This window comes from Limosilactobacillus urinaemulieris (assembly GCF_932750685.1).
GTDB lineage: Bacteria > Bacillota > Bacilli > Lactobacillales > Lactobacillaceae > Limosilactobacillus > Limosilactobacillus urinaemulieris.
On the sequence record NZ_CAKOBX010000002.1, the window covers coordinates 178,402 to 191,999 of the forward strand.

At 39.6% G+C, this 13,598-nt stretch carries 15 protein-coding genes, 5 tRNA genes and 1 riboswitch; of the genes, 4 read left to right on the forward strand and 16 right to left on the reverse strand.

Features of this window, described 5'->3' with window-relative positions; genetic code table 11:
- Positions 1-77 precede the first annotated feature (77 nt).
- The 13 genes from MR181_RS02265 to MR181_RS02325 form a co-directional block, all read right to left on the reverse strand.
- Positions 78-1,118: a serine hydrolase domain-containing protein gene (locus tag MR181_RS02265; RefSeq protein WP_242334346.1), complete on the reverse strand. Its 1,041-nt coding sequence runs from the start codon at positions 1,116-1,118 to the stop codon at positions 78-80.
- 118 nt (positions 1,119-1,236) lie between these two features.
- Positions 1,237-1,310: transfer RNA gene (locus MR181_RS02270), tRNA-Pro, on the reverse strand.
- A gap of 49 nt (positions 1,311-1,359) precedes the next feature.
- Positions 1,360-1,433, reverse strand: a tRNA-Arg gene (locus MR181_RS02275).
- A gap of 6 nt (positions 1,434-1,439) precedes the next feature.
- Positions 1,440-1,511, reverse strand: a tRNA-Gly gene (locus tag MR181_RS02280).
- A gap of 83 nt (positions 1,512-1,594) precedes the next feature.
- Positions 1,595-1,677 (reverse strand) — tRNA-Leu (locus MR181_RS02285).
- Between the two features lie 3 nt (positions 1,678-1,680).
- Positions 1,681-1,753 (reverse strand) — tRNA-Val (locus MR181_RS02290).
- Positions 1,754-1,817: 64 nt separating this feature from the next.
- Complete coding sequence (locus MR181_RS02295) at positions 1,818-2,459, reverse strand: deoxynucleoside kinase (protein WP_242334349.1); 642 nt, start codon at positions 2,457-2,459, stop codon at positions 1,818-1,820.
- A 159-nt stretch (positions 2,460-2,618) separates the two neighbouring features.
- Complete coding sequence (locus MR181_RS02300; protein WP_242334352.1) at positions 2,619-4,097, reverse strand: amino acid permease; 1,479 nt, start codon at positions 4,095-4,097, stop codon at positions 2,619-2,621.
- Positions 4,098-4,196: 99 nt separating this feature from the next.
- Positions 4,197-4,370: riboswitch (Lysine riboswitch) on the reverse strand.
- Between the two features lie 48 nt (positions 4,371-4,418).
- On the reverse strand, positions 4,419-4,892 hold the full coding sequence (locus tag MR181_RS02305) for a GNAT family N-acetyltransferase (RefSeq protein ID WP_242334355.1): 474 nt from the start codon (positions 4,890-4,892) through the stop codon (positions 4,419-4,421).
- A 70-nt stretch (positions 4,893-4,962) separates the two neighbouring features.
- Entirely contained in the window at positions 4,963-5,637 is a 675-nt protein-coding gene (locus tag MR181_RS02310) for a phosphatase PAP2 family protein (RefSeq protein ID WP_242334358.1), read from the reverse strand.
- Positions 5,638-5,687: 50 nt separating this feature from the next.
- A complete protein-coding gene (locus tag MR181_RS02315; protein ID WP_242334360.1) occupies positions 5,688-6,161 on the reverse strand; it encodes a threonine/serine exporter family protein in 474 nt (157 codons plus the stop codon).
- 9 nt (positions 6,162-6,170) lie between these two features.
- A complete protein-coding gene (locus tag MR181_RS02320) occupies positions 6,171-6,926 on the reverse strand; it encodes a threonine/serine exporter family protein (RefSeq protein ID WP_242334363.1) in 756 nt (251 codons plus the stop codon).
- 121 nt (positions 6,927-7,047) lie between these two features.
- A complete protein-coding gene (locus MR181_RS02325; RefSeq protein ID WP_242334366.1) occupies positions 7,048-7,713 on the reverse strand; it encodes a metal-dependent transcriptional regulator in 666 nt (221 codons plus the stop codon).
- A gap of 183 nt (positions 7,714-7,896) precedes the next feature.
- Here MR181_RS02325 and MR181_RS02330 point away from each other — a divergent pair, with 183 nt between their 5' ends.
- Complete coding sequence (locus MR181_RS02330; RefSeq protein WP_191911916.1) at positions 7,897-8,799, forward strand: cation diffusion facilitator family transporter; 903 nt, start codon at positions 7,897-7,899, stop codon at positions 8,797-8,799.
- Between the two features lie 55 nt (positions 8,800-8,854).
- On the opposite strand, the gene MR181_RS02335 is transcribed toward MR181_RS02330, so the two are convergent.
- The 3 genes from MR181_RS02335 to MR181_RS02345 form a co-directional block, all read right to left on the reverse strand.
- Positions 8,855-9,544: a VIT1/CCC1 transporter family protein gene (locus MR181_RS02335; RefSeq protein ID WP_102168166.1), complete on the reverse strand. Its 690-nt coding sequence runs from the start codon at positions 9,542-9,544 to the stop codon at positions 8,855-8,857.
- A 14-nt stretch (positions 9,545-9,558) separates the two neighbouring features.
- A complete protein-coding gene (locus tag MR181_RS02340) occupies positions 9,559-10,242 on the reverse strand; it encodes a VIT1/CCC1 transporter family protein (protein ID WP_242334369.1) in 684 nt (227 codons plus the stop codon).
- A 382-nt stretch (positions 10,243-10,624) separates the two neighbouring features.
- Positions 10,625-11,101, reverse strand: a complete 477-nt coding sequence (locus MR181_RS02345; protein ID WP_102168168.1) for a universal stress protein — start codon at positions 11,099-11,101, stop codon at positions 10,625-10,627.
- 271 nt (positions 11,102-11,372) lie between these two features.
- On the opposite strand from MR181_RS02345, the gene MR181_RS02350 reads away from it, so the two are divergent.
- From MR181_RS02350 to MR181_RS02360, 3 genes are read left to right on the forward strand one after another with little or no spacing between them, the layout of a single operon-like run.
- The gene (locus MR181_RS02350; RefSeq protein WP_277956476.1) at positions 11,373-12,113 is read left to right on the forward strand and encodes an amino acid ABC transporter ATP-binding protein; all 741 of its coding nucleotides are present in this window, start codon (positions 11,373-11,375) and stop codon (positions 12,111-12,113) included.
- Between the two features lie 15 nt (positions 12,114-12,128).
- On the forward strand, positions 12,129-12,956 hold the full coding sequence (locus MR181_RS02355) for a transporter substrate-binding domain-containing protein (RefSeq protein WP_242334372.1): 828 nt from the start codon (positions 12,129-12,131) through the stop codon (positions 12,954-12,956).
- The gene (locus MR181_RS02360; RefSeq protein ID WP_242334375.1) at positions 12,957-13,595 is read left to right on the forward strand and encodes an amino acid ABC transporter permease; all 639 of its coding nucleotides are present in this window, start codon (positions 12,957-12,959) and stop codon (positions 13,593-13,595) included.
- Positions 13,596-13,598 lie beyond the last annotated feature (3 nt).

Here is a 13,598-nt window from a genome sequence, read left to right on the forward strand (position 1 = left end):
TTTCTTATTAATTTACTGAAGCTAGCATCACCTAATCAATACCAATTGTGAGTGTTTTAGCAAATAAATTTTATGCACTATGACTGAATTTGTTCACCATAGTAAATTTCATAAAGGTCTTCAGCAGTTTGGCGAAGAGTTTGATAATCAATATTATTAGTAAATAGCATCAACGTTCGTTTAGTTTTATAATCCGCAAAAAAACAGCAATTATATCCTGGCTCACTACCATTAGCCCGAATAACTGTTCCTTGAAAATAAACGCCACCAAAATAAGCTTCACGCTGGCTCTTTGGTTGGTTAGCAAAGTTCTTAATAAGTTTTGGTTTACCGATTACGTCGTGGTAAATAAATTTCCAATAGTTTAATGGTGAAAGCAATAAATCACCAGCACCAATTTCTGACGAAGCAGTTTGTGATAGTATCTGCCAAGTCACACCCGGCTGCATAGTTTGCAATACTTGACGTGGCTTTACCTGATACACCATTTTTAGCTGATGGTGATTTGCTGACTTTAAAACCGTCTTTTTTATAAAACGAGCATATTTATCATGTGTTCGCTGGCGAATAATAGCACCTAATACCTCAAAATCAATATCCTGATAATTCCAATCATGACTGGCTGTATTCTTAAAATGATGAAGGGAGAAACGTTCCTGACTTTTTTCATTATTTAAAGTTTTCTTCGGCAACGCACCATCATTTTGCAAACCACTTGTATGGGTCATTAACTGTTGTAACGTTATTTGGTTGCTCCCTTGGATTTGGGGATAATATTTACTTAGTGGTGTCTCCCACTTCAACTCTCCCCTTTGAACGAGCTGGTATATCGCAACCCCTGTTATCAATTTTTGTAACGAACCAATTGGAAATAGAGCATTAGGAGTAACAACCTGTGCTGGGTTAGCTGTAATTTTATTTTTTAAGACTAATGGTTGATCTCGCTTCCCATTAACTAGGATAATTCCATTGATATGGTGATCATGAAGGTATGTCTGTAATTCTACCTTGGTTTTCCTATCAACCTGACTGGCGTTCACATTTTTTTGTGGACTCCAAAGAAGCACTCCCAAAATAATTACCGGTATTAATAATAAGTAGAATAATTTCCTTGTCATAAGCCGTTCCTAAGAATTAAAGTGTAATTTAAAGTAAGGTGTCTTCACCAAGTCATTACTACTAAAAAAGCAGGATAGAACTAACAACTTAGTTTCCCTGCCCTCTATATTATAATAATCGGAACTACAAGATTTGAACTTGCGACCTCTGCGTCCCGAACGCAGCGCTCTACCAAGCTGAGCTAAGTTCCGAAAAGAAAAAGCGTGACAACACTAAGTAGTGTGCCACGCATTCAAGTAGTGCACCCAGAAGGAGTCGAACCTTCAACCTTCTGATTCGTAGTCAGACACTCTATCCAATTGCGCTATGGGTGCATAAAGAGCGGAAGACGGGATTCGAACCCGCGACCCCCACCATGGCAAGGTGATGTTCTACCACTGAACTACTTCCGCATAACTGTTCTGCAACGATAATTAATATACCACGTGTCACAGACCGATGTCAATATGATTTTGAAATAAAGTCTTATTCCAAATGCGGATGAAGGGACTTGAACCCTTACATCTAAAAGATACAAGATCCTAAATCTTGCGCGTCTGCCAATTCCGCCACATCCGCATATGGAGGATACAGGGCTCGAACCTGTGACCTCCTGCTTGTAAGGCAGATGCTCTCCCAACTGAGCTAATCCTCCGAAAAATGATATATTCATAATGGAACTTTATTAATATATCATCATTTAAATTTAGTGTCAACAATTATTTTAAACCAAGTTCAATTAATTTTTGATCAATCATTTTCAACACTTGGCGTGCCGCCGCTGGATCCTCAACAAAGTCATACTTATCCCCATCAATCAACATCTTAGGACTAGCATCGTATTGTTGATACCAATCCCGGTAACGTTCATTAAGGTTTTTGTAGTAATTATAAAGGGATGGATCATTGGCAAGTTGTTCGTATGACCGACCACGTTTTTTTATCCGCTCCAGCATTGTTTCAAATGAAACTTGAATCGTAATTAGCAGATTAGGTGCTTTTTGGTGAGGTTGTTCAGGTAATTCTTCCATCATATTGTGCAGTAATGATGAGTAAATATCTGATTCTGTTTCGGTTGCCCGCCCCATATCAGCATTAAGCTTAAACAACAATGCATCTTCAAAGATCGAGCGATCAAGGACATTTAAATCATTGCCAAAAGAATCTTTAATCTCATCTAGTCGTCGATTCAAAAAGTAAATCTGCAGTAAAAAGCCATACTTTTTCGGGTCCTTATAAAAGAGCGGCAAAATCTTATTATCATCAACAGATTCATAAAATGCTTGGCTATTCAAATGATCAGCCAGTAATCCGGTTAGACTTGTCTTCCCGGCACCAATTGTCCCTGCAAGTGCAATCATTAAATGCTTCTCCCCCTTTAAATTATAAAAAAGCAACTTTACTATTCTAACATTGAACATCAAAAAAAAGAAGAGACTGAATTAGAAGTCTCTTCCTAAATTCAAAGAGGATCCCTATACCTAAATTTTCCAGGTATAGAAACCCTCTTCAAATTTTAATTAATTTTGTTCCGGATCATACTTTTCACCCTTAGTCCGCCGAGAAAGATCTACCTTCTTCAACGGAATAATATGGGTCCTATAGCGAATTTTGTAGTAGAAGAACAAAATCAAGAATAGCGGCACACTCATGTATGTAATCAAAATATTTGACCAGTCAAGTTTTGCGAAGGCCTCAACATTCTGTCCACAAATAACAATTGTACAAAGAACAAACGCAAAAATTGGCCCAAAAGGATACAGAGTTGCGTGATATTTAAGTTCACTTACAGAATGACCTTGAGCAGTATAAGCTTTCCGGAACCGGTAATGTGAAATAGCAATCCCTAGCCATGCAATAAAGCCACAAAGTCCAGAAGCATCTGTTAGGTAGAGGTAAGCTTGCGGAACAACAAACTGAGTTGCGAATGCTAATGTCGACACAACCATCGTTCCGATTAGCGCATAAATCGGTATTCCGCGACGGTTAACATAGCCGAAGAATCGCCATGCATAACCTTCACGAGCCTGCGAGTAAAGCATCCGGGTTGAAGCATATAAACCAGAGTTAGCTGCAGAGACAACCGCAGTTAAGATAACTGCATTCATGATACTGGCAGCGACTGCTAATCCAGCCCGCTTAAAAATAATTGTAAACGGACTCATTGTAATGTTAGTAACATCCGAATTTAACAGGTTCTTATCTGTATATGGTAGGATACAGGCAATTACAAAAATGGCAAAAATATAGAAAAGAAGAATTCGCCAGAAAGTTGAATGAATTGCTTTTGAAATTGACTTTTCAGGAGTAGCAGCCTCTCCAGCAGTAATCCCCACTAATTCTGTCCCTTGAAAAGAGAAACCAGCAACCAAAAATACACTAATAATTGCTGGAATACCGCCAACAAATGGTGCTTTTTTGTAGTGGAAGTTACTAAAACCAACTGGTTGACCGCCCATAATTCCGAGAATGATTGCAACCCCGACAATTAAGAAAACGATCACGGTAATTACCTTAATTAATGCTAACCAGTATTCTGTTTCACCGTACGAACGAACCGACAAATAGTTAATAAGGAAAACTAAAACTAAGACAATTGTGCTAAATACCCAGCTAGGAACATGCGGTAGCCAGAAATTCATTACAATTCCCGCACTGGTTACATCGACTGGAATTGTAATCGCCCAGTTAAACCAGTAATTCCATCCCATTGCAAAGCCTAATGCAGGATCAACAAACTTTGATGAGAATGCAGAAAATGAACCAGTAAGCGGCATATAAGTTGACATTTCACCAAGGCTAGTCATCAAGAAATAAACCATAATACCCATGATTCCGTATGCAACTAGGGCTCCACCTGGTCCAGCAGTTGAGATTGCTGAACCACTGGTAATAAATAAACCAGTACCAATCGTTCCACCAAGAGCAATCATCGCCAGGTGACGTGTTTTAAGCGTTCTTTTTATCTGTCCCTGACCATTACCCGTGTCTTCTGTCATCTTAAATTCCTCCCGTAAATATCCGAGCGACTTACTCAATAAAAAAGGATCTTCCAACAAGGCAACCTCATTAGAAGACCCAAGATTTATCATTGAATCGTTCAGCGAAGCGCCCCGCGATTTATCGCGACAGTCCATGACTTCTTCAATCATGACCCAATACTGCTCAGAATAAGCTAAGCAGTATTTCGGCATTCTTTCCTTTCAAAACCACTCCGGAACTTATTTTCCTAATAGTTAATACTAATAAAGAATGCAACCTCTTCATTTCGATAACATTATACTCTCATCATTTAATAACGCAAGACATCATCGTGTGTCTTAGCGCTTCCAGAGTTCGATCATTCCTGAAGTTATAGCGATACGAATAAAATTACATCGTTTTAAAACGCCAATTGATGAAATATTATTACCTTTTACCTCTGCAGTTACTATGATTTGGGAGTGACTTAGCTGATTACAAACAGCATTCACCCCTTCCGTCATGTATCCTTGATGCTGCTTCTGTGGAAGAAGCAGGTAGCCAATCTCATATTGCCCTGAAAGAATAACACCTGTTTTATCGTAAGAATGGAGAAGGATAATTAGGCCAAGCAATACTCGCTTTCTCCTTTCCCTTATTTGTAGTAAACATTCCGTTTGGGCAAGCATTCCTAAAGTATCTAGGTCAACCTTTCCGGCTGTGACTAACCCTGCCTGCTGAAATAATGATTGATATTTTAGCAGCGGTGTTAGTTCGGTAATTTTTTGTTGCCGAACCCTTTCAATAATAAGGCGTTTCGTTTTAATTTCCATTAAAAGACCATCCATTTCCCGGGAAATAAAAAACGCAAACAAATCAAAAATGATCCTTTGCGTTTTTCATTTAATAAATTGAGTTACTAAAGATTTTTAATTCGCGTAGTTTAGGTGCCCAAGCAACGTATAACCATTCAGCAACTTGAAGCCAAGCATATGCCAAGGCCATTGCCGCAATAGTATCTACGGGCCAGTGAGCATATAAGTATACCCGTGAAACTGCCAAGAAGAAAATTGCAAAGATTAATAATAACTGGCAGATCGTCCGGACAGCTGCTTTCTGAATTATTGGGATTACCACAAGAAAAAGGATCCCGGCGACCAGAAACAATCCAAGAGTATGACCACTTGGAAAACTATAACCGTCATCGACAGCTAAGTGTTGCGCTGGTCGTGCCCGTTTTACAAAATGCTTAACCAACGTTCCTACGACATCCCCACCAACAATTGTACAGATTGCCCATACTGCAGGAATCCGATAATTTCGTAACCATAAAGCAATTGCAATAATTAGGACCCATAGCAAGTCAAGTTTAGGACTTGCTAAAAAGGAAATCAGAGTCATCAGGGCATGGAACCAGCCAATATTTTCCAATCGTTGGCTAGTAAATAACGATTGAAAAACCGCATCCATTGTGGTTCCGATCGTTGAATTGAACTTAATCATTAGCATCAAAATAATAAAAACGATCCCGCTAATTGTAAATCGTTTCCACCGTTGATTATCTGGAACAATTAACATTATCTTTCTCCTATCATCAATTAAACATTAATTTAGAGTATACCATACCCCTAGCTTTTTGATTTTGAAGTTTTTGCTAAACTGATATGCAAGTAGTTTACCGCTCGAATTAACAGTTCGCCAAGTCCGAAACCAAGAGTAATCGCCCCAGCAATTACAATAACTTGATAAAGATATACTGTTGCTAATTGATAGTTACCAATTGCAAAATTACGGACAAGTTTGTAGGCCTGCCCTCCTGGAACAAACGGAACTAGAGCCGGAACATTAAATACAATCATTGGCATCTTCAGGTGACGAGCAGCAGCCATACTAAATAGGGAAATTAAAATGGCAGCGAAAAGATTACTAATCGCCAAACCGGTATGCTGATGATAATACATTATCCAATAGATGACCCAAACACCGCCACCAATAATTCCAGCTGTATTATACGCCCGCACTGGGATATGCAATAAAATACCGAAGCAAACAGTAGATACATATGAAAGAATAAATTGTATAAATAAGTTTTCCCAGTTCATTCGCTTCTCCTAACTAAAACGCATAATGATTACAATTGCACTACCAATCGCTACTGCAGTTAATATTGCTTCGATCCCTCGAGTTGGACCACTAATGAGATTACCAGAAACAAGGTCCCGAGCAGCGTTGGTTAGGGGAATCCCTGGTACCAGCGGCATTACGCCACCAATAATAATTGAATTTGCATTTTGAGTCCAGCCAAGTTTAACGGTTAGAATTGCTAAGCCACCAATAACTAACGACGCACAAAATTCACCAAGATACTGAATTTTAAATTTACGGACAACAAACGAAAATACAGCATAACTTAAGCCGCCAATGATAAATGCCGCCCACCAGTCAACAACATCTCCAGTAAAGACAATCATCAATGCTGCACTTAAAACAGCAGCGGCAAAAGCCTCTAATGGATTTTGCCACCATTCAGTTGTCTGGCGTTCAATTGATTTTAATTGAGCATGAGCCTCGGGTAATTCAATTAGCCCGCTTGCTAGTTCACGAGAAACTTCATTCACTGCTGCAACCTTACTAAGATCATTTTTTCGGCGTCGAATATCAGCAACCTGCGAATTAGGGAGATCGTCACTGCTCGCAACAATCCCGGTTAACGTTGTGAAAGCTTGAAATTTTCTCAAGCCGGCATTTTTTGCTATTCGATCTAAGGTATCGTTGACTCGTTCCATATTTGAACCATTTTCAATGAGCAGTCTTCCTGCTAGAACACAGGTCCGCAATGCAAGAATTCGTCGTTCTTCTGTTAGCATTAATGTTTTCCCTCCCGACGTTCCTAGTTCATGTTTCATCTCTACAAGAAGCTGAGTTGTTATCTTTTTCTAACGCTAAAGTAGCAAAAAGGGCCGAGCTAATTCTCGACCCTTTACATCACTATTTGTCTGAATTTTCGGCCTTAATAAAGATGTTATGTGACGCCTTATACGAAACATTTAGCGGGGTGTCTTCACCATCTTTTTCAATAACTAACGGCCCTTCAAACGGCTCGTGGCGTATTACTTTAATGGTATCATTTGGCCGGAGCTTTAACTCTTCCAGATATGTTAATAATTCATGGTTATCTAAAAACCGCTCAAGCTGAACTGTTTCACCATCATTTGCATCTGCCAGCAGACGGTGTGAAACATCAGGAAACTGTCCACTCGCTGATGGGATAACCCCACCATGAGGACATGCCTGCGGGTGTTGTAAAAAGTTATCTAATGCTGTTGCTAAACGGTCACTTGTTTGGTGTTCTAAGACTTCAGCTTCTGAGTGAACATCCGCAAAATTATAGTGAAGCTTATCAACAAGGAATGTTTCCCATAAGCGGTGCTTACGAACTAGCTCGGCTGCGTACTTCTGTCCCTTTTCGGTAAGTGAAATACCAGCATAGGGTTCATGAACTACTAGTCCTTCATCAGATAATTTTGAAACCATTTCTGTTACAGAACCTGCCGCTATACCTAGGCCTAACGAAATATCCTTATTTGAAACCTTTTTGTGACTACCACCTAGCTCAAAGATAATCTTAAGATAATCTTCTTTCATCGGTGTCAAGGGCTACATCCTCCTCTACTTTGTTTGTCGGCCTACGAACGGTCATCTGGTTAATTTATAATAACATATTTGATTATAGCATAATCAATAAACATCTTCTTCGGATAACCTAATTTTTTTGTTAGTTAACAATTTAATATGCTAAACTTAGGAAGGAGATATCAAAGAAATGAGGAGTTTATGATGGATGAACAAATCACGGGAAAACGCTTTTTAGCGGTAACCGTACTAAACGTTCTGATTACTGTTGTTGAAATTATTGGGGGGCTAGTTTCAGGGAGTCTCGCCCTACTATCCGATGCCTTTCATAACTTAGGAGACTCATTTTCAATTGTTCTTGGCTATGTTGCCCAGTCGATTGCTAACAAGCCGGAGACAAGCAAACGGACATACGGATACCGTCGGGCTGAAATTCTTGCGGCAATGGTCAACGCTGCTTTCCTAATAATCGTCTCGGTTTTCTTAATTATCGAAGCCATTAAACGAATCCAGCAGCCCACACATATTAACGGTGAGATAATGTTAATCGTTGCCGTTGTTGGTTTAGTAGCGAACTTACTTTCAGCGGTTCTACTTCATTCTGGAAGCCACAATAACTTAAATGTAAAAGCAACTTACCTTCATGTCTTAAGTGACGCCTTATCATCATTTGCCGTAATTATTGGCGGTGTGATTCTAACATTTGTTAACCTCACCTGGCTTGATCCAGTTTTGACGATTGCGGTGGCAATTTACATTGCCTATGAGGCTTGGCCTGTAATCAAGCAAACCGTTACTATTCTAATGGAATCCGCACCAAAGCTTGACTATAACGGAATTGAACAAGATTTAGTTAAGATTGATGGTGTTACCGCGGTTCACCATGTTCACGCATGGATGATTGACGAGAAGCGAATCATCTTTTCCGCCCATCTAAACTGTCACGATATGAAGCTAAGCGATGTTGAAAAAATCTATAGTCAGGTCGATAAAATTCTCCGCGAAAAATATGGTATTTGTCACGTCACAATTCAAGCAGAATACCACCGGGGAAAAGACGAGGACTTTTTCGATACGGTGGTTGATGAAGAACATTTAATTAGATAGTAAAAGGGAGTCCGGAAAAATAATTTCCCGGGCTCCCCTTTTACTATCTATAATTTTAGAAAAGCTTACCAACTCCGTAGTGGATGGCAACAGTAATCAACGCGATAATAATATTTCGAATAACCGCAATTTTTACTAGTCCATTTCCAAGCTTTGAACTAATATACCCGGTTAGCGCACTAGTTAAAACTACCGCCAAAATAACCGCATACCACTTATAAGCAGCAGGAGCAAAAGTCATTGCACAAAGGGGAAAAATTCCACCGGCAGCCGCTGAAAAAAGAGAGGAGAACGCGGCATCCCAAGGGTTTAGGTAGTGTCCCAACTCAATGTCATACTTAACCCGAACAACGGTCTCCAAAGGCTTCTTACTAAGAAGATCCTTGGCAATTGCGAGTGAAGTTTCTGGAGTAACACCCTTACTAACATAATAATCCTTAACAGCAGCAACTTCACTTTCAAAATCAGTTTTCAAGAGATGTTGCTCCTTACTTACAGCTGATTCCTCCGTATCCTTCTGTGTTGAAACTGAAGCATATTCCCCAGAAGCCATTGAAAACGCACACGCAAGCAAATCAGATAGACCCGCAATAAAGATCGTAAACCGGTCAGATGTCGCAGCGGCAACGGAAACCAGAACACCAACAACGGTTAAAATACCATCATTCGAACCTAATACTCCAGCACGAAGGGTATTCAGCTTCTCTTCCATCGTTTGTTTCTTTTGTTGTTTAACCTTTTCCATCACTCACCCCTCCTTTAGTGTGCCAGCAGCTGACCAATAATATAGGTAACACCCATAGTTAGCAATCCAGCAATCGCATTCCGAATACTTGACTTCAACCGGTTAGAATTACTCAAGATCGCAGCGCAGTACCCTGTTATTAAGAGGGCGATTAAAACAGCGATTGCGGTCGCAAGAATTCTACTTTCTGCTGGTGCAAGCGTAACTGCTAGCATTGGTAAGACAGATCCGGTTGGAAAAGAGATGAATGATGCAATGGCCGCCGCATATGGACTGGTAAATTCTTTAGGATTAAATCCGTACCGTTCTTGAACAACGGTGGATAGGGCATCCTTATCCATCAATTCCTTAGTAGCCTGCTTAGCAAGTTTAGGATCAATATCCTGATCTTCATACTTTTGTTGAACATAATCAAATTCTTCTTGGTATTGATCATCTAATCGTTGCCGTTCACTAATCAATGCCATTTTTTGCGAGTCCTTCTGGGTAGATACCGATACGTATTCACCCATACACATTGAAATCATTCCGGCTAACGTTCCTGATAGTCCAGAAATTAAAATAGAATAGGCATTGTTAGTTGCAGCAGCAACCCCGATAACAATTCCGGCAATTGAAATAATGCCATCATTGGCCCCCATTACACTGGCACGTAAAATATTAACTTTCTGTGCCAGCGACATCTTTTTTCTTGCCATTCCAAAAACTCCTCTTTTTAAATTAGAATCATTATAACATTCTTCAAAACTAGATCAACTAATAAATTTGTACTAGGAACGATAGTTTAGAAAGATTATTAATTATCCTTCAAAGGATATAGAGGGTGGGAAAAAACGTTAAGTTTTTTCCCACCCTCTATATATACTTATTAATCTCCGAACTTAGAGAGTCTAATCGCGGGAATTAACTGAGGGACTTGAGCCTAACGCAGCGAAGCAAGCCTATTCGGCTACGAACGACTCTGATGATTTCATCATCATTCATCGTTCTAGGTTAGTCAACCGCCCCTCCGAGAAAGTTAATTTCCAGCTTCTTTATCTTTGATTAGTTAAGATTTAAATAATTGCTAATCAGAAATAATTATTCATATCTTTCTACTGCAGTAGTCCGAATAACAAATACTGAGGTTCCAGCATGTCTAGTCATATAAGAAGCCTGTGAACCAACAGCTTTCCGGTTACCCCATTTACCAATTGAACCAACAACTAATAAGTCTGGCTGAAATGCTGGAATAACGTGGTTACAAATCCGTTCTGCTGGTCGATCACCCTGATCAACAATTCCCGTAATTTTACTTGGATCTACTCCATAATCAACAGCAGCCTTAACGTACTCATTAACCCGTTTCCGTAATTCATCAGCAGAACTATGAACATAGTCCTTATCAAGAATTTGATAAACATTAACATTATCAGTTTCTAGAATAGAAACGATTCCTAATTCAGAGCCATCACGCTTTGCTTTATCAACTGCATATGAAAAAGCTGCCCGAGCATCAGGTGCATCATCGACACCGACAAGGATCTTCTTGAACTTCTTTGGCTTAATTTCAAACATTAAACTATTCCCCTCTCTGTGGTCCTGACGATCAATAGATTATCTCGATCGCAGTAAGTTTCACCTACTATGTTACTACTTATCAAATATTTGTAAATATTTATTTTGGCAAGCCTAAAATAAAATTCCTTTATATTAAACGATAATTATTTTTAAATTTTTATATTCGTCTGAGCTTTCTTGCCTGTCAATCCAACAAGTTCTATAATTTAATTGTTTTAGTCTTTATGACTACTAATGACACCGTCAATTTAGGGGAGAGTAAAGTACCATGTCAATGATAGAATTTCATGATGTCCAAAAATACTATGGTAAATTCCACGCATTAAAGGACATTAACTTAACAATTGATGCCGGTGAAACGGTTGTCTTAATCGGTCCGTCCGGTTCAGGAAAAAGCAGTTTAATCCGAACAGTTAACGGCTTGGATCCAATTCGTGACGGTCAATTAATCGTTAATGGTTTTGACCTCGCTGATAAGAAAACCAACGTTAACTTGATTCGTAAAGACGTTGGAATGGTCTTCCAACATTTTAATCTTTACAATAACAAGAATGTTTTAGAAAACATAATGCTTGCGCCACGGATTGTTCTTAAACGACCAGAAAAGGAAAACCGTGAATTAGCAATGCAACTGCTTGAAAAGGTCGGTCTGGCTGATAAAGCTGATAATATGCCGGCACAACTATCGGGTGGTCAAAAGCAACGGATTGCAATTGCCCGTAGCCTAGCAATGAAACCAAAGTGTCTCTTATTTGACGAACCCACAAGTGCACTGGATCCAGAAATGATTGACGATGTTCTTAACGTAATGAAAGATATTGCGGAAAATTCAAACATGACCATGCTAGTGGTTACCCACGAAATGGGATTTGCTCGGGACGTTGCCGACCGGGTTATTTTTATGGCTGATGGCCGGATCATTGAAGATGACTCTACTGAAAAGTTCTTTGGTGACCAGCCAACTACTCAACGGGCCCGCGACTTTATGAGTAAAATTAGCGGACATTAAGGGGAGGCCAAAACAATGAAAAAGATTTGGCACTTATTAACGATTGCTGCAGTCGCCCTTATTAGTATCACTGCTCTTTCTGGCTGTAGTTCCGTAGCTAATCAAGATGTTCTCAAGGTTGATCAAAAAAATAAGCAAATTACTTGGGGCGTTAAGGCTGATACTCGTCTTTTCGGTTTAGAAAATATTCGAACGGGAAAGCTTGAGGGGTTTGAAATTGATCTTGCTAAGGCAATGACTAAGGAAATCCTTGGGCCTAACGGAAAGGCTGTTTTCGTTCCCGTTACTAGCAGCACCCGAGTTCCACTACTAAAGAACGGTAATATTGATGCCATTATGGCAACAATGACAATTACGCCAGAACGGGAAAAGCAAGTTGATTTCACTAAGTCATATTTTGATGCTGGTCAATCTCTTTTAGTAAAAAAGGGTAGTCCGATCAAAAATATCCAAGATTTAGATAAGCCTGGCAAAGTTATCTTAGGGGTTTCTGGCTCTAATTCAGTAAAAAACGTCGCAAAGTATGCACCTAAAGCACGGGTTCTCCAGCTTTCAGACTACGCCCAAGCAATGACTGCCCTAAAATCTAAACAGGGGGATGCGTTAACCACGGATAACGGGATTCTTTACGGGATGGCAAGTGAAAATCCTGGTTATGAAGTTGTCGGTGGTAATTTTACTAAGGAACCTTACGGAATCGCGGTAAATAAGAATCAAGCACCATTCAGAAACAAGTTAAACTGGGCCTTGGAACGACTTGAAAAAAACGGAACTTATAACCGCCTTCTTCTAAAATGGTTTGGTAACGTTAAAGGGTTTAATTATCAGGAGATGAAGCGTTAAATGTTAGATATTATTACAACACAGTGGCATCCCCTACTCAACGGTTTGTGGAACACCATTCTCTGTAGTTTAATCGCACTTGTTGGTAGTTTAATAATCGGCACATTCTTTGCTCTATTAGAAATTTCTAAGTATCGCATCGTTCGCTTAACTGGGAGTATCTATGTTGAAGTTTTTCGGAATATTCCTTTATTGGTAATTGCAATGGGCTTTTTCCTTATTGTTCCCATGTACATCACTAAAATAAGCGGTTTTGCTGCCGGAACAATCGGCTTAACTCTCTATACTTCCGCCTTCATTGCTGAAACTGTTCGGGCGGGAATCAATTCAGTTGAAGGTGGCCAACTGGAAGGGGCCCTTGCCAACGGACTAACGCACGCCCAGGCAATGCGTTATATCATCCTTCCCCAGGCATTTAGGGTTGTTATTCCGCCACTAGGTAACCAATTTATTAACTTGGTCAAGAACTCCTCTGTCCTTGCCTTTGTAGCCGGCTTTGATTTAATGTATGAAGGAAATCTGATCGCAAATGACACCTTACAAACAATGCCAACGTATTTCATTGTCGGTGTCCTTTATCTGATCATTACCTTACCTCTCAGCTACTATATGCGTCATCTGGAAAAGAAACTAGCATAGGGA

Excerpts from the sequence above, each read along its gene's own strand:
- MR181_RS02295 (WP_242334349.1), bottom strand. The coding sequence starts at position 2,459 with ATGATTGCACTTGCAGGGACAATTGGTGCCGGGAAGACAAGTCTAACC.
- MR181_RS02350 (WP_277956476.1), top strand. The coding sequence starts at position 11,373 with ATGTCAATGATAGAATTTCATGATGTCCAAAAATACTATGGTAAATTC.
- MR181_RS02310 (WP_242334358.1), bottom strand. The coding sequence starts at position 5,637 with ATGTTAATTGTTCCAGATAATCAACGGTGGAAACGATTTACAATTAGC.
- MR181_RS02355 (WP_242334372.1), top strand. The coding sequence starts at position 12,129 with ATGAAAAAGATTTGGCACTTATTAACGATTGCTGCAGTCGCCCTTATT.
- MR181_RS02330 (WP_191911916.1), top strand. The coding sequence starts at position 7,897 with ATGGATGAACAAATCACGGGAAAACGCTTTTTAGCGGTAACCGTACTA.
- MR181_RS02345 (WP_102168168.1), bottom strand. The coding sequence starts at position 11,101 with ATGTTTGAAATTAAGCCAAAGAAGTTCAAGAAGATCCTTGTCGGTGTC.
- MR181_RS02320 (WP_242334363.1), bottom strand. The coding sequence starts at position 6,926 with ATGCTAACAGAAGAACGACGAATTCTTGCATTGCGGACCTGTGTTCTA.
- MR181_RS02265 (WP_242334346.1), bottom strand. The coding sequence starts at position 1,118 with ATGACAAGGAAATTATTCTACTTATTATTAATACCGGTAATTATTTTG.
- MR181_RS02305 (WP_242334355.1), bottom strand. The coding sequence starts at position 4,892 with ATGGAAATTAAAACGAAACGCCTTATTATTGAAAGGGTTCGGCAACAA.
- MR181_RS02315 (WP_242334360.1), bottom strand. The coding sequence starts at position 6,161 with ATGAACTGGGAAAACTTATTTATACAATTTATTCTTTCATATGTATCT.
- MR181_RS02335 (WP_102168166.1), bottom strand. The coding sequence starts at position 9,544 with ATGGAAAAGGTTAAACAACAAAAGAAACAAACGATGGAAGAGAAGCTG.
- MR181_RS02300 (WP_242334352.1), bottom strand. The coding sequence starts at position 4,097 with ATGACAGAAGACACGGGTAATGGTCAGGGACAGATAAAAAGAACGCTT.
- MR181_RS02360 (WP_242334375.1), top strand. The coding sequence starts at position 12,957 with ATGTTAGATATTATTACAACACAGTGGCATCCCCTACTCAACGGTTTG.
- MR181_RS02340 (WP_242334369.1), bottom strand. The coding sequence starts at position 10,242 with ATGGCAAGAAAAAAGATGTCGCTGGCACAGAAAGTTAATATTTTACGT.